The organism is Prolixibacter bellariivorans ATCC BAA-1284 (assembly GCF_000621705.1).
Taxonomy (GTDB): Bacteria; Bacteroidota; Bacteroidia; order Bacteroidales; family Prolixibacteraceae; genus Prolixibacter; species Prolixibacter bellariivorans.
In genome coordinates this window covers 13,389-34,922 of record NZ_JHXO01000011.1, presented here as the reverse complement: position 1 = coordinate 34,922, position 21,534 = coordinate 13,389, and the positions used below count along the sequence as shown (strand labels likewise).

Sequence of the window (21,534 nt, the reverse complement as noted above, 5' to 3'; positions counted from 1 at the left end):
CGGAATCTGCCTGTGAAAATTTACCTAATCGGATATATGGGATGCGGAAAATCGACGCTGGGTCGGAAGTTGGCTCAGCGTCTGAATCTCTGTTTCATCGATTTGGATAAATACATCGAAGAACGAAATTTCCGGACCATCCCAGCTATATTTGCCGAAGAAGGCGAAGACGGTTTCCGTCAGCGCGAAAAGAAAGCGCTGGAAGAGATTGCCGATTTTGAAAACCTGGTGGTGGCCACCGGAGGCGGTGCTCCCTGCTTTTTTGAGAATATCGATTTGATGAACCGGACCGGTGTCACGCTTTACCTGGCACCTCCGGTAGATATATTAGTCGAACGGTTACTGAAATCGAAAAACGAACGACCATTAATTAAAGGAAAGTCCCGGGAAGAGCTCACCCGCTTCATCGATGAAAATCTGCAAAAAAGAGCCACTTTTTACGAGAAAGCATCGGTTATCATTCGGGATAAACGCAACCTGGAGGTAGACGATGTCCTGCCATACCTGGATAAGCACCAATAAACTCCCCTCTCTACTCTTCCCTTAGTCAAAAAAAAAGCCCACCCAAAGGCAGTCTGTAGAAGTGCCCGGCAATGCAATATAATTGACTAACCAAACGTATGATTTCGTATTTACATTGCACCTATTTCCACCCAAAATATATTCTCTGACGTTACTTATTAATGTACGAAACCGAACACACGTTGTTCTGTAGCGTTCATTTTTTTGACCCTCCACAATCAATAAAAATCATAAATAATTTCACAACTCACTCAATATCTGCTCAGTGTGTTTTTTGGCACGTTTCCTGTTTTAAGCTGGTCAAACGGACAAAAAAATAGAAGATTAAAAAAATAGGAGATAACGTCATGAAAACACAAGTAACAAACTCAGCAAAAAAGGTAATCGCAACCTTCATGATAGTTCTGACTGTAAGTATAATCAGCATTGCCAACGCTCAGGGAATCTCAGGTTTTGTAGCCATGCTTTCACCCGTAAATACAATGAACAGTACAAACGTTGAAAAGATGGCGGTCTTAGTAAACGAAGAACTGAACGACAGCGAACTGAACGTAGAAAACTGGATGAGCAGTGATAGTTACTGGAGAGTAAACGAACAGGACGAACAACTGCAGGTAGAAGATTGGATGAGTAATGAAAATTACTGGGGCATGAAGGAACAAGCCGATTTTTCCGATACCCCGTTAACAGTTGAAAACTGGATGGCCTCGAACGAGTACTGGGGAGTTAAATAGCAAGAAATTTCCAACGCAAATAGTTTATTATTAGGTTTAGTTGTATTAAGCACAGTTTTTTCAAAGTAAAGGCTGCACCGATGGTGCAGCCTTTTTATATCTGTCTGCTATTCAGCAAAAGCTAAATCACAATATCATCTTCTTTCGTTTCGTGAACACGCAATGAATGGCCGGGTAAAATCAAATTCAATACAACCCCTACGACCGATGCCAATCCAATTCCAGCCAGCGAAAAACTGCCCCATTGCAATGTCGCACCACCTACACCAAGTGTGAGCACTACGGAAACGATTACCTGGTTACGGGTAATATTCATGTTTGTTTTGGAGTCGATTAGTGTCTTAATGCCGACCGAGGCAATCATTCCGAACAGCAATAGCATGATGCCACCGAGCACAGGCTCCGGAATGGTTTTCAGGAATCCGGAAATTTTTCCAACCAAAGAGAAAACAATGGCGGTTATGGCCGCAATGCGAAGAACCTTCGGATCGCCAACTTTCGTTAATGAAATAGCACCCGTCACCTCCGAATAGGTCGTATTAGGCGGTCCGCCCATGACACCAGCGAAGAAGGTCGCAACTCCGTCACCAAGCAACGTACGATGCAAGCCGGGCTTCTCAATAAAATTCTTTTCTACTACACCACCAATGGCATACATATCCCCCACATGTTCAATGATGGGAGCCACGGCAACAGGAATCATAAACAGAATAGCTCCCCAGCTAAATTCCGGACGCGTAAATTCGGGCAGAGAGAACCAATCCGCCGCCAGAATCGCAGAGTAATCAACGATACCGAGCAATACCGAAAGAATATATCCTACCGCCATTCCAATAAAAATCGGAATCAACTTCATCATGCCTTTTCCGAAAGTAACCACCACGATAGCCGTGCCAAGTACTACAGCCGCTACCAACCAGCGCAGACCGATTCCGGTCGTTTGCAGAATCTCCGCACTTGGCGACTGTACCATATTAATAGCCACCGGAGCCAGAGAAAGCCCGATAACAATGATAACCGGGCCAACAACGACTGAAGGAAACAAACGCTCGATGAAGCGAATCCCCCGCAGTTTTATCAGCGTGGACATAACACCATACACCAAACCAACGGCCATCAGTCCCGAAAGCGTACCGGCCAGGCCGTACATCTCGGTAGAGGCAATAATTGGTGCGATAAAAGCGAAGCTACTACCCAGAAAAACCGGAACGACTCCCCGGGTGATTAGATGAAAAATAAGGGTTCCTACACCAGCTGTAAAGAGCGCAACGGCCGGGTCAATTCCCACGAGAAGCGGAACCAGTACAGTGGCCCCAAAAGCCACAAACAGGAACTGAATCCCCAGAACAGTCCTTTTCCAGCCAGTTAGCTGGTTCAAATTTGTTGAAGTCATTGATTAGGCGTTTTGTGTTTAGAATCTATGATTAAGCGTTGTCATTACTTTCAGACAAACGGGAGCGCATATCCCGCACATTCAACTGCATATATACTTTTCCCCTGTATTCATTTTCCGTAACCGAATAACAAATATCAAACGGCAGCGATTGTTTAATCATCTCGAAATGCTGTGACTGAGAGAAAGCAATGGCCGAGAAAACCGAAGATGATCGGTTGGCCTCAATTAAATCGAGCTTGATGTGTTCGCTTCCTTTTCCTACCAGCCGGCTTGTTCCGTAATCCATCACGTCCTCCGTCAGGAAAACCGGCATCATGTTATGCGGGCCAAACGGTTCAAATTGGTTCAGTACCCGGAGAAATTTCGGATTCAAATCCGAAAGACTCACCTTCGCATCGATATCGATGGTTGGCACCAGTTTTACTTTTTTGACCGATTCCGTCACAATCTCCTCAAAGCGACGTCTGAACTCCGGCACATTTTCAATCTTCATCGACATACCCGCCGCGTACATATGACCGCCATATGATTCCAGCAAATCGGCGCAAGCCCCAACCGCTTCGTAGAGGTCAAATTCCCCAACGGAACGTGCCGAGCCAGTCGCCATTCCGTTCGATTCAGTCAGGATGATGGTTGGGCGATAATAGTGCTCGGTCAATCTCGAAGCAACAATTCCCACCACGCCTTTATGCCAGTCGCGGTTGTACAGAACAGTAGAATTCAGTTTCTCCCATCCGTCGTTTTGCTGAATCATCTCCAGCGCTTCCTGGGTAATATTTTGGTCGAGCGTTTTACGTATTTCGTTGTAGGAGTTGATTTCCGAGCCCAACGCTTCGGCTTCTTCTTCATCCTGCGCCATCAAAATGGCCACCGATTTCTTTCCGTGTTCAATCCGGCCCGAAGCATTCAGCCGTGGCCCAATTCGGAAGACAATGTCATTCACACGAATCTCGCCCTGCATGCCTGCATACTTAATGAGGGTCTTCAAGCCAATTGAAGGATTGGAATTCAGTTTCCGCAAGCCGTAATATGCCAACACCCGGTTCTCACCGGTGAGCGGAACAATGTCGGACGCGATACTTACGACCACCAGGTCGAGCAATTCGTAAATCACATCCTCCGGAATGCCTTGATCACGACAAAAAGCCTGTACAAATTTAAATCCAACGCCACAACCTGAAAGTTCTTTGTAAGGATAGTTACAGCCGGGCTGTTTGGGATCCAGAACCGCCACCGCACCGGGAATTTCATCGCCGGGATTATGGTGGTCACAAATGATAAATTCAACTCCCATCTCCTTCGCCTGGGCAATCTTATCAATCGCTTTAATACCACAATCGAGCACAACGACGAGCGAATAATTATTCTTTGCCGCATACTCAATTCCCTGTTTCGAGATTCCATACCCCTCCATGTACCTATCGGGAATATAGTAATCGACATTCGTCAGTTTGTTTTGGAGGAAGGAATACATCAGGGCGACCGAAGTAGTTCCGTCCACATCGTAATCACCGTATACCAACACCTTCTCATCGCTTTGAATGGCCTCAACAAGACGTTTGACCGCCTTGTCCATGTCTTTCATCAAAAAAGGGTCGTGTAAATCGGATAACCGGGGGCGGAAAAAAGAACGGGCATCCTGATAGGTTTTGATGCCTCGCTGGACCAGTAGGTTAGCAATCGCCATGTCAACATTCAAGGCTGCAGATAAGTGCTTCACCTCATTCATGTCGGCAGGCTGTTTTAAGTTCCAGATTTTTTGCATACCCTATGGTCTCCTAACTCGCTTTTCTGCTTTATTTATAAATCTTCCAAAGATACAAAATGCCGGCAGGGAGCAAAAACAAAAATCTAACATTCATCAAGTTTTGTTAACAAAACATTAAGGAGAAAATAAACACATTAACACCGTATGGTTATTTCCCCTTCACTCTGACCATTGTCTCTTTTTTCAGACTACCAAAAAATATAATCCTTTGGTTATAAAATGCTTTGTCGACCGGGCATTCAACCTCAAATAAGATTTCTTTGTTATCTTTGCAGATAATTTTCTCAAACGTAGAACTGGAGAACGTTTAAAAATGAGTAACATAGAGCTGAGTGAACAGGAAATTATCCGCCGAAATTCGTTGAATCGGTTGCGGGAACTGGGCATCAATCCCTATCCCGCCGAAATGTACAATGTCAACGCTACCGCGAAGGAAATAAAGGAGCAGTTCGACCCCGAAAAAGGGAATTTTCAGGAAGTAGTTTTTGCCGGTCGTATCATGAGCCGGCGTATTATGGGTAAAGCCTCGTTTGCCGGATTACAGGACAGTACCGGACGTATCCAGATATATGTCAACCGCGACGAGATTTGTCCGGGTGAAGACAAAACCCTCTACAACGAAGTATTTAAGAAATTACTCGATATCGGCGACATTATTGGCGTGAAAGGCTTTGTGTTTGTCACCCAGATGGGCGAAATATCCATTCATGTGAAAGAGCTCACCGTATTGAGCAAATCCATTCGCCCGTTGCCGGTGGTAAAGGAGAAAGACGGCAAAGTATTCGATGCTTTTACCGATCCCGAACAACGTTACCGTCAACGATATGTTGACCTGATTGTTAACCCGCAGGTGAAGGACGTTTTCGTGAAACGCACGAAAATTATCAACACCATGCGCGAGCTCTTTAACGAGCGCGGTTACCTCGAAGTAGAAACCCCCATTTTGCAACCCATTCCGGGAGGAGCAGCGGCCCGTCCGTTCATCACACATCACAATGCGCTGAACATGCCGCTCTATATGCGTATCGCCAACGAGCTCTACCTGAAAAGATTGATCGTCGGTGGTTTCGATGGAGTGTACGAGTTTGCCAAGGATTTCCGTAACGAGGGAATGGACCGTACGCACAATCCTGAATTCACGGTGATGGAAATCTATGTAGCCTACAAAGACTACCACTGGATGATGGATTTCACTGAGGAGATGATCGAACGCGTGGCCCTGGCACTTCATGGTACCACCAAAGTGCAGCTGGGCGACAAGGAAATTGATTTCAAACGCCCGTTCAAGCGGGTAACCATGTACGATGCCATCAAGGAATACACCGGCATCGATATTTCCGGAATGGATGAAGAACAACTTCGCGGAGTTTGCAAGGATCTCGATATCGAGGTGGACCCAACCATGGGAAAAGGCAAACTCATCGACGAGATTTTCGGCGAAAAGTGCGAAGGCAACTACATTCAGCCAACCTTCATCATCGATTATCCGAAAGAGATGTCGCCGCTGTGTAAAAAGCACCGCGACAATCCTGATTTGACTGAGCGTTTTGAGTTAATGGTGAACGGAAAAGAGCTCTGCAACGCTTATTCCGAGCTGAACGATCCCATCGATCAGTTGGAACGTTTCCAGGAACAACTTCAGCTGTCGGAAAAAGGAGATGATGAAGCCATGTACATCGATATGGACTTTGTGCGTTCGCTGGAATACGCCATGCCCCCCACTTCGGGAATGGGTATCGGTATCGACCGTCTCACCATGTTGATGACCAATAATCTCTCTATTCAGGATGTCCTCCTCTTCCCGCAAATGAAACCGGAGAAGAAATCGGAAGGTGACACCGACGGAAAATTCGAAGAGTTGGGAATTCCGACCGATTGGGTTGGTGTCATTCGGAAGATGGGCATCACCAAAGTAGAGCAACTCAAAGAGATTAAACCCGGCAAGTTATTCAACGACCTCTGTGGGTACAACAAGAAAAACAAACTGGGCTTGACCAATCCCTCGGCGGATGAAGTCAAGCAGTGGGTAAACTAGACTTTCACTGAATGTCTGAAATAAGCGAGAAATTAAGAATTGCCATCATCGGAAGCGGAAGCTGGGCCACAGCTCTCGCCAAGATGTTTATGAATAACCTTCCGGGACTCAACTGGTATTTCCGCAAGGAAGAGACCATTGAACTGTTTCGGAAATTTCACCACAATCCCAACTACCTGCAGGCAGTGGAGTTCGATGTCGACCGGATTCATTTCTATTCCGACATCAACGAAATTGCTGAGCAATCGGATATTCTGGTCTTTGCTATTCCTTCGGCCTTTCTGAAAGATGCCTTAAAAGATCTGAAGGTCGATATTACGAACAAGTTTGTGGTGTCTGCTATCAAAGGGATTGTTCCCGATGATAACCTGGTGGTGGGACAGTTTTTCCATGAATATTTTAATGTGCCCTACGAGCAGTTCGGGGTTATTGCCGGCCCGTGCCACGCCGAAGAGGTTGCACGGGAATTATTGTCGTACCTCACCATTGCCAGTCCGGATGTAAAAAAAGCAAGGCAATTTGCTTTCTTACTCGAGAGTCCGTACATCCGCACGCACATTTCTGACGATATCTGGGGAACCGAATATTCTTCCGTTCTGAAAAATATCATGGCCATTGCTGCCGGCATTTCGCACGGTTTGCGTTATGGCGACAACTTTCAGGCCGTCCTGATGTCGAATGCCATTCAGGAGATCAAACGTTTTGTCGATACAGTACATCCCATTACCCGTGATATCAAATCGAGTGCGTACCTCGGCGACCTGCTGGTAACCGGATATTCTCAATATTCCCGTAACCGGACATTCGGAACTATGATTGGCAAGGGCTACACGGTTCGTAGCGCGATGCTCGAAATGCACATGATTGCAGAGGGTTATTTCGCCACCAAATGTATTCGCGAAATAAATAGCCGGTATAATGTGAACATGCCCATCACCGACGCTGTTTTCAATATACTTTACGAAAGCATCTCGCCGGCCATTGAATTAAGAATCTTAACAGAACATCTTCGATAATCATATTTTAATCTCGCTATCATGAACAATATTAAGCTGGATATGGAGAAGGCCTTTTCCTTTGTTTCCCGTGACGAAGTTTTCGCCTGGAAGGAAACTATGGAAAAGAACAATGTAGCTCTCCACGAGAAGACTGGAAAAGGAAATGATTTTCTGGGTTGGGTCAACCTGCCGACTGCCATCACCGAAGAACACCTGAGTGATGTAGAAGAAACAGCAGCCCGTCTCAGAAGTAAGAAACTCGACATTTTTGTGGTCATCGGAATCGGTGGCTCGTACCTGGGTGCTAAAGCCGTGGTCGATGCTTTGTCCGATTCATTTGCTCACCTGAAAGGAAGCGATGCTCCACATATTCTCTTCGCCGGACAGAACATCGGTGAAGATTACCTGTACGAACTGCGCGAACTGCTGAAAGGCAAAGAATACGCCATGGCGGTTATTTCCAAATCGGGAACCACCACCGAACCGGCGTTGGCTTTCCGCTTGCTTCGTCAGGATATTGAAGAGAAATATGGTGTGGAAGAAGCCCGTCAGCGCATTGTGGCCATTACCGATGAAAGCAAAGGTGCGCTGCGTACCCTTGCCAACACCGAAGGTTACAAAACGTACGTCATTCCGGACGATGTCGGTGGCCGTTATTCCGTGCTTACTCCCGTCGGTTTGGTACCGATTGCTGTTGCCGGATTCGATGTGCGTGCCCTCGTTCAGGGAGCCCGCGACATGGAAAAAGCCAGCGATGTGAACGTTCCGTTCGAAGAAAACCTCGCAGCTCAGTACGCTGCCGCTCGTAACAGCCTGTACAAATCGGGTAAGAAAATCGAAATCCTGGTGAACTTCACCCCGAAACTGCACTATTTCTCCGAATGGTGGAAACAGCTGTACGGCGAGAGTGAAGGAAAAGAAGGTAAAGGTATTTACCCTGCCAGTGTTGACTTCACCTCCGACCTGCACTCCATGGGACAGTACATCCAGGAAGGCGAGCGCATTCTGTTCGAAACCGTTATCTCGATCGCTAATCCCGATAACGAAGTGCGTATTCCGGAAGACAAGGACAACCTCGACAAGCTGAATTACCTGGCCGGCAAACGCGTCGACGAGGTAAATAAGATGGCTGAGCTGGGAACTGCCCTGGCCCACATGGACGGCGGCGTTCCGAACATCCGTGTTGAAGTTCCGAAAATCGACGAGTACAACATCGGACAGTTGATTTATTTCTTCGAAATTGCCTGCGGTATGAGCGGTTATGCCCTCGAGGTAAATCCATTCGATCAGCCCGGAGTAGAAGCATACAAAAAGAACATGTTCGCCCTGCTCGAAAAACCCGGCTTCGAAGAGGAAACCAAGAAAATCAAATCACGCCTGTAAGCAATTAACAGGTTGCAATAAGAATATTAAAGCTGCTCATTCGGGCAGCTTTTTTTGTTTGACACCGACAGTGGTTGAAAACCCTGTCGGTGGTTAGTTTGGCGAAGTCAAAATCCTTCAATTAGTGTCCCGCAAGTTCTATCAGCTTCAGCACCGTTTTCCAGTTTCGCGTAGTAGCCGGCACTTTCAGCTTCTTTTCAAAGAAAGCGTTGGTGAGTTTTGATTCACTGTATCGGCCCGAGCAATAAACAAATGCATGGTTTCCGATGATGTTGAATTTGTCAGGTGAGTGATTGATTTGGTTAATGGCATCCAGCTGAGCAGGTGCCGGTGCTGTTTTCAGGAAGGTGAGGTGCAGCCGTTCGATATCGGCATCGGGTGAGGAGTAAAACGGGTTGGTGGCAACAGCTTGTTCCAGTTCCTCAACGGTACGGACAATTACCGGCACATTGAAGCCGAAAGATTTAGCGATGGCTTGTTCCAATTTGTCGCCCAATGCGACTGTATCCTCCGCTTTCGCAGAAGAAAATAGTACATTACCACTTTGTATATAGGTAGAAATTTCCGTGAAGCGCAGGTCGGCAAAGAGTTCCTTCATATCTGCCATCTTGATTTTCCGGTTACCTCCCACATTAATGCCGCGAAGAATAGCGATGTATTGGTTCATTTGTAAGGATGGGTTGGTTATGGTTCATGAAACCAACGACTGAGACGGAAGGTTCAAAGAAAAAAGGATGTCATCCCTCCGAGGGATGACATCCTTCACTAAACTTATTTTCCTGGTTCCACCCACATTGATGCCACAAAGAATTGCTTGTATTTGGTCATATGGGGAGATGAGTTGGTTTTAATCCCTATAACTGATTATAGAAGTGAAAGTTTGAAATCAATTATTTCTGAATAGTATGGCCATATATTTCATTTAACAAACGTTCTATATTCTTCTTTAATAAACTGATTCGGCTTCCAATTTCTCAACAACCTATCGAGAAAAAAAGAATCAACTGCACTTAATGCCGTTGCAGTAGTAGTTCCCAGCCCCCCTGCCCCCATAAAATCGAGTGCAACTCCAACACCTTCAAAAATCACAAATCGTCCAACTTTAGAAGGAAGTTTTTCGAACCATCCTTCTGCGGACAAGGCTTTTGAATACTCTTCTATAAAATTAGACTCATTATCAAGTTCTCTTTTCCAACTCCGGAATCTCTCAGCTTCTTCTAATAGAGTGATCAAATCACTGAAGGATCTTTCCTTATTGTTTATTATGGTTGCTAAATCCTTATAATTTGGTAAGGCGATCTTCTGAAAGTTACTTATTGTCTCTCTACTTATATGTGCCCTTTCAAACAGAGTGTCAAATTTTAATTTAATGATCTGTGAATTTATCGAGGTGGTGAAAATCTCTGAATTTCTATTAACTGCAATTTGAGTGTCTCCGAAAGACTCTGATAAACTTAAGATCAAAGAACTTGGAGAAAAATCAAAATGAAGATTCTTTGACTGTGAGATTTTCTTTAGAATATCCAAATCCAGATTTGTTATATGCTGAAAAGAATATTCATCTATCGGAACAAAATCATAATACCATTCTCTACCGATAAACTCACCTTCATTGTCTATTTGAGTAATAAAATTATTGATAATTCGCTTTACAAATAGTCTATCATTGATTGATGCTCTTATATCTTCCAATATAATTGAATCATATGTATAGGAAGAAGTAATATTTAAAAATCGTTGAGCATATCTTCTTGATTTCCCTTGTTTATCGAAAATTTTAAAGAAAGCTCTATAAATAGTTTCATAATGCTTGTCAATATTCTGTGCTGAAAATAAATCCACAAAATACATGTCTTCCCTCTTTCCAGCCCCAAGAATATTTTCTTTGGTAAGAATTGCCAGATTACCTCTCTGAATTAGTTCATATATTTCTTCAACTCCACAGAACAAAAACAAATGAGCAAGATTCTCACTGTCTATTAAAACATTAACCCTATCATAGAAGAGCAAACATTCTGCTAAATAGCCGATATCTAATGGGTTTGATGGATTGTTTATTTTATAGGTTATTGAATCAAACATTGAATTTAAATTTAGAGAAACCTATAGTTAGGACTGATTGTAATATACATACATTATAAAATTCTCCCTCAAACAGTTACAACAAAATTATTTAACTAAAGAATTCACCACCATATCCATTGCACGCCTCCCCACTGTCATTGCAGCAGTCGCAACTGCCATTGCGTCAGTCGCGGAGTTCTTCGAACGGGAACGCGAGTGCTTTGCATGACCTCCGGAGTAGTTTGAACGGCAACCGGAGTTCTTCGAATCACAAGCGGAGTCGTTTGCATCGGGTGTCGAGTAGTTCGAACGCCTCCCGGAGTAGATTGCATCACTCGCCGACTAGTTCGAAAGAGATGAGTTGTTCTCTGCACCGCTTTCTTACTAAGTAAACCCCGACAGGCCTTTGCCGGAAACAGGACAAAGGGTGCCGGGGCTTTCTTCTAAACCATTAAAAGCAAATTAATCAACAATCACCCGTGCCCGGGTATATTCTTCGTAAAAATCGTTATCGGTTATGCTATAACGTATCATCAGCTTATCCAGCTGATTTTTCAGCAGGTCATCCGCCTGATCGAACAAATCGCTCAATACCGTTTTGGCGACAAACGCCTTGTTCCGAATGGTGCGCGGCTGCCCGATGAGCGCCATAAAGTTGTCGAGACTGGTCTCTATCTCCAAAATCATATCTTCGGTAACCTGGTAATCGGCGAGCGCCTCTATATGGTTCCGGGCTTCGGTAATCAACGGAACTACCATGGCCTCCACGTCAGTCTCCCGGCAACGAGTCAGGTCCGATTTGTTCAGGGTCACTTTTTCGGCCAACGCCGGGTCATCGTTTACCGCGGCAAAAGCTTGCATAGTTCCCGACAGCGAAACCGCCTTCCCGATAAGCCCGTTTCGTACCATTTCTTTGCTTTCGGTAACACCTTTGCTCGCCGGGTTTGTCTTCTCGTTTTGCCCGATGATACGCTGAATCAGTTCATCATACTCGTTCTTCTTCGCCACCATAATCGGAAGCGTATTCCACTTATTGGTGTGGTTGTCGAGTGCAGCTTGCGTATTGAGGTACATACGCAGATGTTTGTTTTGGTTGGTGTTCATAAGCTAAATTTTAAATGCTTTATTACTTATCTGTATGGCTCAAATTATCGGGGTTTCTGCAACCGCCATTTTTTTTGGGTCTTTTGCTTGTGGGCGATAGACTACCTCACATTTATCAGCTATCGCCAAATGAACTATTCTAAATTAAAACATTACGTTCAGGAAACCTAAATCGACCTCTCTGCATATTGTTAATAACCCGGTTGGTCCAGGTGTACTTTTTCGTACAGTATGTCATTCACCACAGATTTTTGCACGTTCACCATCAAAAATCGAACGTTCGCCACTACTAAACATAACACGAGATGGTTGATAAGTTTTTCGAATAAGACTATTAGATATTAGATGAAAGATATTAGACCAACAAAATGCGGAGCTATTTCTTCGCTTTTGCCTCAGCCTGCGCCTTACTTCATCTCCCACTGTCACCATCTGATGACTGGAGTCTGACATCTAATGTCTTTTCGTCTTTTTTTAATTCAAAATTCAACATCCATCATTTAAAATTTACATTAGTCTATCTTTGCACCCAAATACCAACCGTATGACAACACAGGCTAACCGCCCGCGCGGATACTTTTACACGGTGCTGGCCACTATTTCGTTCAGCAATGTGTACATCTTCAGTAAAGCTGCCATGAACGACATGAGCATGTCGCAGTTCTGGTTTTACTGGTTCCTGATTGCTGTTAGTTTGAACCTGGCTGTCGTGGTTTCCCGTGGCAAGTTATCGATGCTACGGACCATTCCGAAAAAGTCGCGCTGGGTATTGCCCACGCTGGGCGCGATGGAGATAGCGACAACAACCTTGTTTTTCGCTTCCATCAAAGTCATCGAAAATCCGGCCGTGACGAGTTTCCTCGGCAACCTGTTTCCGCTATTTGTGACCTTGATGGGGGTTGTGCTGTTAAAAGAAAGGTTTACCCGCCTCGAAACGGTGGGCATTGTCGTCGTACTGATTGGCGCCTTCATCACCAGCTATTCGGGCTCAGCCAAACTCGCCGATTTCTTCATTCCGGGTACGGGAATCGTGGTACTCAATGCGTTGTTTGCCGCAGCTACCACCATCCTGGTGAAAGTGAAAGTAAAAGATTTTCCGCCCGAGCTGCTCAATTTCAACCGTACCTTCTGGCTCTTCCTGTTTGCCATTGGCTGGATACTTGTTTCGGGCGATTCGTTGCATGTTCCCGGAAAGGCGTTGCTCAATGCCGGACTGGGCGCTTTCTTCGGGCCGTTCCTCGCAGTACTTCTGATCTACAAAAGTTTCGAGCACATCGAAGCTTCGCGTTCGTCCATTATTCAGGCATTAAAAGGATTGTTCGTGATGGGAGGCGTGCTGATTTACTTCGGACAGTTGCCGCAGGGTTACCAGATATTTGGTGGAGTCCTCTCTGTTGCCGGCGTTATTTTAATCGCCGTAGCCAAGCTGCCGGAACAGTACCGGAATAAAAAAGCCCGGAAAGAGAATTCCGGGCAGAAGAATATTTCAACCATTAGGTGATTTTGTTTCGTTCGAATCAGACGTAATACTTTCGCATAAAAGCCATCACTTCCGATTCGCTGATGGGAACCGTCGCACCAGCCGTTGTAGCCGCCAATGCGCCCAATGCGTTACCAAAATTCAGCGCATGGTGCACATCTCCGGTTTTCAGTAAAATGTGGATAAATCCGGCGGAAAAAGCATCTCCTGAGCCCACCGTATCTTTCACCTTCACTTCGTACCCTGAATCGTAGAAAAACTCACCATCCTGCGTGATACACAAAGCACCTTTGGGGCCCATCGTCACCAACAGGATACCCAGATCATAGCGCATCATCAAATCTTCGCCATAGCTTCGAGGATCGGTCCCGATGAGTGTAAAAATTTTCCCGAGCTCCATAATCTCGTCATCGTTGATCTTCACCACATCGGCTCGCTGGAGTGATTCATGCAGGGTTTCGCGGGTATAACAGTCTTTCCGTAAATTGATATCACAAAACTTCAAGGCTTTGGGTGCCGCATCGATCAGTTTAAAAAGCGATTCCCGGGACTTCTCACCTCTTTGCACCAACGTTCCGTAATAAATGCAGTGTGCTTCGGATGCCAGTTCCTTCATATCGGAGGTAAATTCAATCTCATCGAACGCTACGCCGGTATTAATCGTAAAATCGGGAATTCCTTGTTTATCCAGGAAAACATCCACCGTCCCGGTAGGAACATCTTCATCCACCTGCACATATCCGGTCGGCAGGCCAATTTCCCTTACACGATCCATTGCCTCTTTACCCAGCTCGTCGTTTCCCAGCCGGGTAATCAGTCGTCCGTTATTTCCAAAGTGGTTCACCCTAAAAACGAAGTTCGCCGGAGCGCCTCCCAATGCCTTGCCTCCAGGCAACAAATCCCATAACAACTCCCCAAATGCAATGATATTATATGTCATGTACGAAGTAAAATTTTGGAGCAACCAATTGTTGCCATCAAGTTTCACGTGAAGGTAATGTTTATATAAAATAAAAAAAAGCGACCGAAGCCGCTTTCCTTTTCTTATCCCCTTCCGGGAAGGTGTTTTTTAACGAACTCACCCAGTATACCCGTTAGTTTGGGCTCCCCTATCTCTTCCAGATCGTAGTATACCCGGGTCGACGGTTTCTTAATTTTCACCACGCGCCGCAGGTCGATGGGGGTTCCAACAATCACGGCATCGCAATCTACTTTGTTAATGGTTTTCTCCAGGTCTTTCACCTGTTCATCACCGTAGCCCATCGCCGGCAACAACGTTCCAATATTCGGATAAATCCGGAAAGTTTCTTCCAACCGCCCGGTCAACCATGGACGCGGATCGACAATCTCGGAAGCACCCAGCTTTTGTGCAGCTACGATGGCTGCTCCTATCTTCATTTCTCCGTGGGTAAGCGTCGGGCCATCTTCCACTGCCAGAATCCGCTTGCCGCGAATCAAATCGGGATCTTCTACCCGTACGGGAGAAGCAGCCTCCACAATCACCGCTTTCGGGTTGATGCGGGCAATGTTATTCCTCACCTCCTGAATTTGTTCGGGGCCCGAGGTATCGATTTTGTTAATGACCACCACGTCTGCCAGGCGTACGTTCACTTCACTCGGATAGTAAGCGCCTTCGGCTCCGGCACGGTGCGGATCAGCCACTACAATGGACAGATCGGATTGGTAAAACGACATATCATTGTTACCACCATCCCAGAGAATGACGTCGCAACCATTCGGGTCGTTCTCGGCAGCGCGGAGGATAGCTTCGTAGTCCACACCGGCGTATATAACGTTTCCACGGACGATATGCGGTTCATATTCTTCCATCTCTTCAATGGTGCATTTGTGTTTCTTCAGATCGGCAATCTCGGCAAAACGCTGTACTTTTTGTGCATTCAGGTCACCGTAAGGCATCGGGTGACGGATGGCAACCACTTTCAGTCCCATTTGGGTCAGCAGTTCAACCACCTTCCGGGAAGTCTGGCTTTTTCCACACCCGGTGCGGGTTGCCGTTACCGAGATTAACGGTTTGGTACTTCTCAGCATGGTTTCGCCCGGGCCCAGCAACATAAAGTTGGCACCGGCAGCCTGAACAACAGAAGCCAGGCTCATTACTTTAGCGTACGCTACATCGCTGTACGAGAAGAAACAATCCTGAACGTTGAGTTCGCGGATCAATTTTCCCAAATCGTTTTGCTCGTAAACCGGAATGCCGTCCGGATAAATGTTGGCTCCGGCTAGCTCCGGCGGATACTTTCTTCCATCAATATCCGGAATTTGCGTGGCAGTAAATGCAACAACCCGGTAATCGGGATTGTCCCTGAAAAAGGTATTAAAATTGTGAAAATCGCGGCCAGCAGCCCCGATGATAAGAACATTACGGCGTGCCATAGTTGAAATGATTTAGATGTGAGAGGTTTAAACGATTCTCTTAAGTTAACTAAAACAATACGTCCAGAACATGAATTTTCTCACCTGATCAGCGGACACAAACCTCCGATTTGGATATTACATGAATAAATGGCACTTTGCCCGCAGATTAGGAGGGATGGAATGAACTATCTTGCGCACATATACTTATCGGGAGAATCGGAAGAGCTGATGCTGGGAAATTTCATTGGCGATTACGTGAAAGGAAGGCAACACCGTGATTTTCCGGCCGAGGTGGAGCGGGGTATTTTACTGCACCGCAAAATAGATGAATTTACCGACCAACACGAAGCAGTGCGTGCCTGTAATCAAATACTTCGTCCAGGTTACCGAAAATATGCCGGCGTGGTTACCGATATTTTCTTCGATCATTTTCTGGCAGCCAACTGGCAACGCTATTCAACTCATTCGCTGAAAAATGCCACCCGGCGTTTTCATGGCATTCTGATGTCCAACTACCGCATGTTACCTGCCCGGGTAAAGCTTTTTGCACCGTTCCTCATTCAGCACAAACGGCTGGAATCCTATGCCCGGCTGGAAGGGATTGAAGAATCGCTGGGAATTTTAAGCCGTCGCACCTCACTACCTGAAGAAACACCTTATGCGATGAAAACATTGAAGGACGAATATGCGCAATTTGATGAAGCATTTGCCCGCTTCTTTCCCGAAATCATTCAATTTGCCATCGAAGAGGCCGGCGTAAACATTAAAATGCCCCGACTCAAGCGGGGCTGAATATTTAATCACTCATCGAAACCAACTCTTCTTCGAAGAAAAACGCATCCTCACCGAACGCTGGTTTTAAATCGCTTATCCAGATAGCATCCGGATCATATTTGGCAAAGAACGGCCGATTGGTCCAGTCGGGATTCCTGCCCTGAATGAAGTTCAACACAAACACCTTCTCTCCGTTAATCTCCGACACACCCACAATACGAATTTTCCCCGGCTCGCTCGACATACTCGGTCCGCGAACGGTTCGGCATATCCCACTCACCTGCTGATAGGCCTTGCGGAAAATCTTCCAGGCGTTTTCCAGCGTTACCGCGAAATAATCCTGCGCACCGGTATCCCGCGCGACAAACATATAATAAGGAATGACACCCAGATCTACCTGCCGGCGCCACATCTTCGACCACAAACAAGGGCGATCATTAATGTGCCGCATCAATGGCGACTGCGAACGAATCTGTGCACCCGTCGAAAGAATATTGGCAATAGCATCCTGAACAGCGCGCGTTTCCAAAGCCCTGGGATGATTAAAATGAGCCATAATGCTCAAGCTAATTCCATTGTCAGTCACCTTCCGGAACAAATCCATTAATTCTTCAGCGTCATCATCAGTGGTAAATCGGTAGGGCCAATAGGTTAATGCTTTGGTTCCTATTCGAATCGTTTTAACACCGGGAAGGTCGGCATCGAGAATGGCTTCCAGGTAATGCCTGAAAAACTTCGTTTTCATCACTGCCGGATCACCTCCCGTAAACAGCACATCCGATATTTCCGGATGCTCTCTCAGATATTTCACCATCAAATCAGCTTCCTTCATGGCGAATTTGGTATCCTGCAAAGCGAACTGCGACCATCGGAAACAGAACGTGCAATAAGCATGGCAGGTTTGTCCCTGACTGGGAAAAAACAACATGGTTTCGCGGTACTTGTGCTGAATACCAGATAGACGTTCCCCGTGAAAAACCGGAACATTGTGTTCCTGTCCGGCAGGATTCGGATTCAGCTGCAAACGGATGCGTTCGACCGCCCGTTTGATTGCATCATTTTCAGCACCTGACTTCAGTAAATCAGCTACTTCATGAAAATGTTCATCGGATAGCATTCCCCTTTGCGGGAAGGTAAGAATAAAAAACGGATCATGCTCGAAGTGGTCCCAGTCAATCAGTTCGTCAATGACATAGTTACTCACTTTGAATGGCAAAACGGTACCCACCACTTCGATGGTAAACTTTTGTTCTTCAGAAAGCAGATCGATTTGCGGAATCGAACGAAAATTGGACAAAGAATAAGAACGATACTTTATCATACCCTAGAAAAATTAAAAAATAACCCCAAAATAAAATTGATGCCAAATAAGGATAATGAAGCCGATTTAAGGAAGGCGCATATTCACCTATTAGATAGCACGTTAGGCGGAAGCTCCATTTTCATGGCTCCTAAAGGTAGTAAATTAAAGGCTATTAATCAAACCAGGACACTATCGTGCTATTATCTAAGGATTTCCATGCGACTAGCATCGAGACGCAAAAAGATAAACAACAAGAATGTGAAGGACCACAGCGATGACCCGCCGTAACTGAAAAACGGGAGGGGTATACCAATCACCGGGACCAATCCGATCGTCATACCGACATTGATAGCAAAGTGAAAAAACAGAATTCCAGCTACGCCGTAACCATATACACGACTAAAACGGGATCGTTGTCGTTCCGCCAGAATTAGCAGGCGTATCAGCAAAATCATGAATAGAATAATCACGGTAGAAGTTCCGAGAAATCCCCACTCTTCACCAACTGTACAAAAGATAAAGTCGGTACTCTGTTCCGGCACAAAGTTGAATTTCGTCTGAGTCCCTTTCAGGAAACCTTTTCCAGTAACACCGCCGGAACCAATGGCAATTTTCGATTGATTCACATTATAACCCACACCAAGTGGATCAGAGCGAATTCCCAGCACCTCGTCAATCCGGTCGCGCTGGTGTGCAACCAATACATCCTCATATGCGAAAGAAACCGAACGGCTCAGGGCCAGCGAACTGACAAAAAATAACACGACCCAGAAAACCGGCTGAATCCGCTTTCGGATACCGTAAATGATAAAAATTAAGATTGAAATTCCGGTCGCGATATATAAAATCATTGCCGTTGACAAACTCAAACGTACCGTATAATTCATTAGATAAACGACACCCAAAATGGCCGCAAAGATGCCAATCATCTTTGCCACTTCTTTCATCCGTTGCCGGACAATTCCATAAGCTAATATCGATGCAAATATGAGAAAGCCAACCAGGCGAACTTCGGGCCAGATCAGTGTCAATATAAACAAGACCGAGGCTGCGAATCCCCAGAACAAGAACATGCCGGACAATCCTTCACGGTAAAAAACCAGGATAAACACCGCATAAACCAATGCCGAACCGGTATCGTTCTGCGCAATAATTAACAACGCAGGAACACCAATCAACATCCCCAAAACGGCAAGGGATTTAAACCGGTGCATCTTAAAATTGTACTGACTAATATATTTCGCGACAGCAAGGTTTGTCGCAAACTTTCCCAGCTCGGCAGGTTGCAGAGCAAAGCCACCAATCTCGAACCAGGCACGCGCACCATTGACCTCCTTACCAAAAAACAGGACAGCAATCAGTAAAAGAATAACCACACCATAAAACACATAGGCAAAGGCGACATAGAATTTACTGTCAATAATCAAGACGGTAATGGCAATAAACGCTGCCATTAAAATCCATAAAAGCTGTTTACCATAACGCTGTGTCATATCCAGAATACTCTGGTGATCTTCGTTGTACACGGCGGCATAAATATTCAGCCATCCCATAACCACCAGGATCATGTAAAGAAAGACCGTGATCCAGTCAAGATTATACCATATGTTATTCCTGCTAATCAATGTATTGTATCTTGTAAAATCAGTGAATCTCTTTTTATCGCTATCTCTTTCGGGGCCGTCGTATCCCGTTTCGCTGGTTTATTTGCTTTACTTCTCACCGCTGTTTCCGTTTTTGCAGGCACCTCCTTTTTCGGTTTCTTCGGCTCCAGTAAGTTCGCTTCCATCATACGTTTCTCCAGCCATTTCCTTCCGGAAGAAATCGAATCCGTCAGGTATTTTTCAATCATCAAGCTGGCAATCGGCGCAGCATACCGGGCGCCCCAGACTCCATTCTCTACATAAACAGAAATGGCAATCTTCGGATGATCAGCTGGCGCAAATGCCATGAAAACCGAGTGATCTGCCCCGTGCGGGTTCTGTGCCGTTCCGGTTTTTCCACACATGGTAATCCCCGGAATCCGTGACATCGCAGCGGTTCCACCGGGCTTTAGAACTTCTTCCATTCCCTCTATAATTTTCGGGAACTGGGTCGTGTCAATATCGGTATAATGCCGCTCTGTAAACCGCGTGGGGATATTTTCGTTCTGAATTTTCTTGACAATGTGAGGAATATAATAATATCCACGGTTCGCCAATATGGCTGCATAATTGGCCAATTGCAAAGGGGTAATTCCTAACTCGCCCTGCCCAATGGCCAGCGAAATAATCGGCAATGCCCGCCAACGGGAACCTTTAAACACATACTTCTCATAAAAATTGGAAGAAGGAACAAAGCCTTTCAACTCATTCGGGAAATCGGTTCCCAGCGTACGGCCAAAACCAAAACTCATTACGTATTTCCGCCAGGTATCGTAAGCCTGTCGCACATCCCGGTATTTCGGATTCTCCATGATACTACGAAATTCCTGTGCATAGTAAGCGTTACACGACTCGGCAATAGAACCACTCAAAGCAAAAGCCGAATCATGGTGGCAATTCATATGATAATTCCCCACCGTATAACCGTAATGGCACCAATACCGCATGTGAGGTGTGAGTACTCCTTCCTGCAGTCCAATCAGCGCATTCACCATTTTAAAGGTCGACCCCGGCGGATATTGTGCCATGAGCGCCCGGTTGAACAGTGGATTCAATGTATCGCGGGCCAGCGCCAGGTAGTGCTCGCCCCGGTCGCGGCCAACCAGCAAATTCGGATCGTAAGTAGGTGAACTCACCAGTGTCAGCACCTCGCCTGTCGAAGGCTCTATGGCGACAATACTTCCGGCTTTTCCCTGCATCAGTTCTTCGCCGTACCGCTGTAATTCCGCATCGAGCGAGGTCACAACATTTTCGCCGATAACGGCCGTTGTATCATAACGTCCGTTCTGAAAAGAACCTTTTATCCGGTTATGCACATCCACCATCAGGTAATTGACCCCCTTCTCCCCACGGAGTTCCTTTTCGTACGATTTTTCAATTCCGGTAATACCGGCATAATCACCCGTTTCGTAATACGAGTCTTTTTTCATCATCTGCTGGTTCACTTCCCCAACGTATCCCAGCACATGCGATGCAATTTTTTGCGGGTATTCCCGAAGGGTACGCGTCTGGACGAAAAATCCGGAGAATTTATACATCTGCTCCTGCAAAATGGCATACCGCTGAGCCGACAATTGCTTGATGATGACGGAAGGTTTGAAATAAGAATATTCTTTTGCTTTCTGCAGTTGTTCGTTCAGCTCTTCCTTTGATATCCCTGTAATGTTGCAGAAGTTTAGGGTGTCGAACGGTTGAAGTTCGCGGGGTGTAACCAGCACATCGTATGCAGCCTGGTTGTAGACCATCAGGGTTCCCTTGCGATCGTAAATCAAACCACGGGCCGGGTAATTCACAATACGGCGCACCACGTTATTGGTCGCTGAAAGCTTATACGAAGTGTCAATCACCTGCAGTGCAAACAGGCGTATGATGTACGTAACAGCTACCACCAAAAAAATGGCTGCAATAAGGTATGTGCGTTTTGCGTTGGAATCCACCACGTTAAATTTCGAAC

The 21,534-nt window shown here is 45.8% G+C and carries 17 protein-coding genes; 7 read left to right on the top strand and 10 right to left on the bottom strand.

The genetic code is table 11. From position 1 onward, the window contains the following. The first annotated feature begins 12 nt into the window (after positions 1-12). The gene (locus tag T426_RS0115040; protein ID WP_025865368.1) at positions 13-522 is read left to right on the top strand and encodes a shikimate kinase; all 510 of its coding nucleotides are present in this window, start codon (positions 13-15) and stop codon (positions 520-522) included. A gap of 347 nt (positions 523-869) precedes the next feature. Beyond that, positions 870-1,256: a hypothetical protein gene (locus T426_RS0115035; RefSeq protein ID WP_025865367.1), complete on the top strand. Its 387-nt coding sequence runs from the start codon at positions 870-872 to the stop codon at positions 1,254-1,256. A gap of 121 nt (positions 1,257-1,377) precedes the next feature. Here the strand turns inward: T426_RS0115035 and T426_RS0115030 are convergent, their stop codons facing one another. Next, positions 1,378-2,649, bottom strand: coding sequence for a uracil-xanthine permease family protein (locus T426_RS0115030; protein ID WP_025865366.1), 1,272 nt, complete (start codon positions 2,647-2,649; stop codon positions 1,378-1,380). A 31-nt stretch (positions 2,650-2,680) separates the two neighbouring features. Next, complete coding sequence (gene recJ / locus T426_RS0115025) at positions 2,681-4,417, bottom strand: single-stranded-DNA-specific exonuclease RecJ (RefSeq protein ID WP_025865365.1); 1,737 nt, start codon at positions 4,415-4,417, stop codon at positions 2,681-2,683. 316 nt (positions 4,418-4,733) lie between these two features. On the opposite strand from recJ, the gene lysS reads away from it, so the two are divergent. From lysS to T426_RS0115010, 3 genes are read left to right on the top strand one after another with little or no spacing between them, the layout of a single operon-like run. Next, on the top strand, positions 4,734-6,455 hold the full coding sequence (gene lysS, locus T426_RS0115020; protein ID WP_027585917.1) for a lysine--tRNA ligase: 1,722 nt from the start codon (positions 4,734-4,736) through the stop codon (positions 6,453-6,455). Positions 6,456-6,466: 11 nt separating this feature from the next. Beyond that, on the top strand, positions 6,467-7,471 hold the full coding sequence (locus tag T426_RS0115015) for an NAD(P)H-dependent glycerol-3-phosphate dehydrogenase (protein WP_027585916.1): 1,005 nt from the start codon (positions 6,467-6,469) through the stop codon (positions 7,469-7,471). A gap of 21 nt (positions 7,472-7,492) precedes the next feature. After that, positions 7,493-8,836, top strand: coding sequence for a glucose-6-phosphate isomerase (locus tag T426_RS0115010; RefSeq protein WP_025865364.1), 1,344 nt, complete (start codon positions 7,493-7,495; stop codon positions 8,834-8,836). 121 nt (positions 8,837-8,957) lie between these two features. Here T426_RS0115010 and T426_RS0115005 read toward each other — a convergent pair whose 3' ends face one another. The 3 genes from T426_RS0115005 to T426_RS0114995 form a co-directional block, all read right to left on the bottom strand. Then, on the bottom strand, positions 8,958-9,503 hold the full coding sequence (locus tag T426_RS0115005; RefSeq protein WP_025865363.1) for a DUF1697 domain-containing protein: 546 nt from the start codon (positions 9,501-9,503) through the stop codon (positions 8,958-8,960). A gap of 251 nt (positions 9,504-9,754) precedes the next feature. Then, positions 9,755-10,918 (bottom strand): hypothetical protein, encoded by a 1,164-nt coding sequence (locus tag T426_RS0115000; RefSeq protein WP_025865362.1) that lies wholly within the window; start codon positions 10,916-10,918, stop codon positions 9,755-9,757. A gap of 444 nt (positions 10,919-11,362) precedes the next feature. Beyond that, a complete protein-coding gene (locus T426_RS0114995) occupies positions 11,363-12,004 on the bottom strand; it encodes a hypothetical protein (protein ID WP_027585915.1) in 642 nt (213 codons plus the stop codon). A gap of 544 nt (positions 12,005-12,548) precedes the next feature. On the opposite strand from T426_RS0114995, the gene T426_RS0114990 reads away from it, so the two are divergent. Next, entirely contained in the window at positions 12,549-13,505 is a 957-nt protein-coding gene (locus T426_RS0114990; RefSeq protein WP_025865360.1) for a DMT family transporter, read from the top strand. Positions 13,506-13,521: 16 nt separating this feature from the next. On the opposite strand, the gene T426_RS23895 is transcribed toward T426_RS0114990, so the two are convergent. Both T426_RS23895 and T426_RS0114980 read right to left on the bottom strand, forming a co-directional pair. After that, positions 13,522-14,424, bottom strand: a complete 903-nt coding sequence (locus tag T426_RS23895) for a carbohydrate kinase family protein (RefSeq protein ID WP_025865359.1) — start codon at positions 14,422-14,424, stop codon at positions 13,522-13,524. A gap of 104 nt (positions 14,425-14,528) precedes the next feature. After that, on the bottom strand, positions 14,529-15,878 hold the full coding sequence (locus T426_RS0114980; protein WP_027585914.1) for a cyclic 2,3-diphosphoglycerate synthase: 1,350 nt from the start codon (positions 15,876-15,878) through the stop codon (positions 14,529-14,531). Positions 15,879-16,040: 162 nt separating this feature from the next. On the opposite strand from T426_RS0114980, the gene T426_RS23890 reads away from it, so the two are divergent. Then, a complete protein-coding gene (locus T426_RS23890; protein ID WP_025865358.1) occupies positions 16,041-16,652 on the top strand; it encodes an acyl carrier protein phosphodiesterase in 612 nt (203 codons plus the stop codon). 4 nt (positions 16,653-16,656) lie between these two features. Here the strand turns inward: T426_RS23890 and T426_RS0114970 are convergent, their stop codons facing one another. From T426_RS0114970 to mrdA, 3 genes are all read right to left on the bottom strand, one after another. After that, positions 16,657-17,955 (bottom strand): KamA family radical SAM protein, encoded by a 1,299-nt coding sequence (locus tag T426_RS0114970; protein WP_025865357.1) that lies wholly within the window; start codon positions 17,953-17,955, stop codon positions 16,657-16,659. 182 nt (positions 17,956-18,137) lie between these two features. Then, the gene (gene rodA / locus T426_RS0114965; protein ID WP_025865356.1) at positions 18,138-19,562 is read right to left on the bottom strand and encodes a rod shape-determining protein RodA; all 1,425 of its coding nucleotides are present in this window, start codon (positions 19,560-19,562) and stop codon (positions 18,138-18,140) included. Further along, positions 19,559-21,517, bottom strand: coding sequence for a penicillin-binding protein 2 (gene mrdA / locus T426_RS23885; RefSeq protein ID WP_234406813.1), 1,959 nt, complete (start codon positions 21,515-21,517; stop codon positions 19,559-19,561). Before mrdA ends, rodA begins: the two co-directional genes overlap by 4 nt. Positions 21,518-21,534 lie beyond the last annotated feature (17 nt).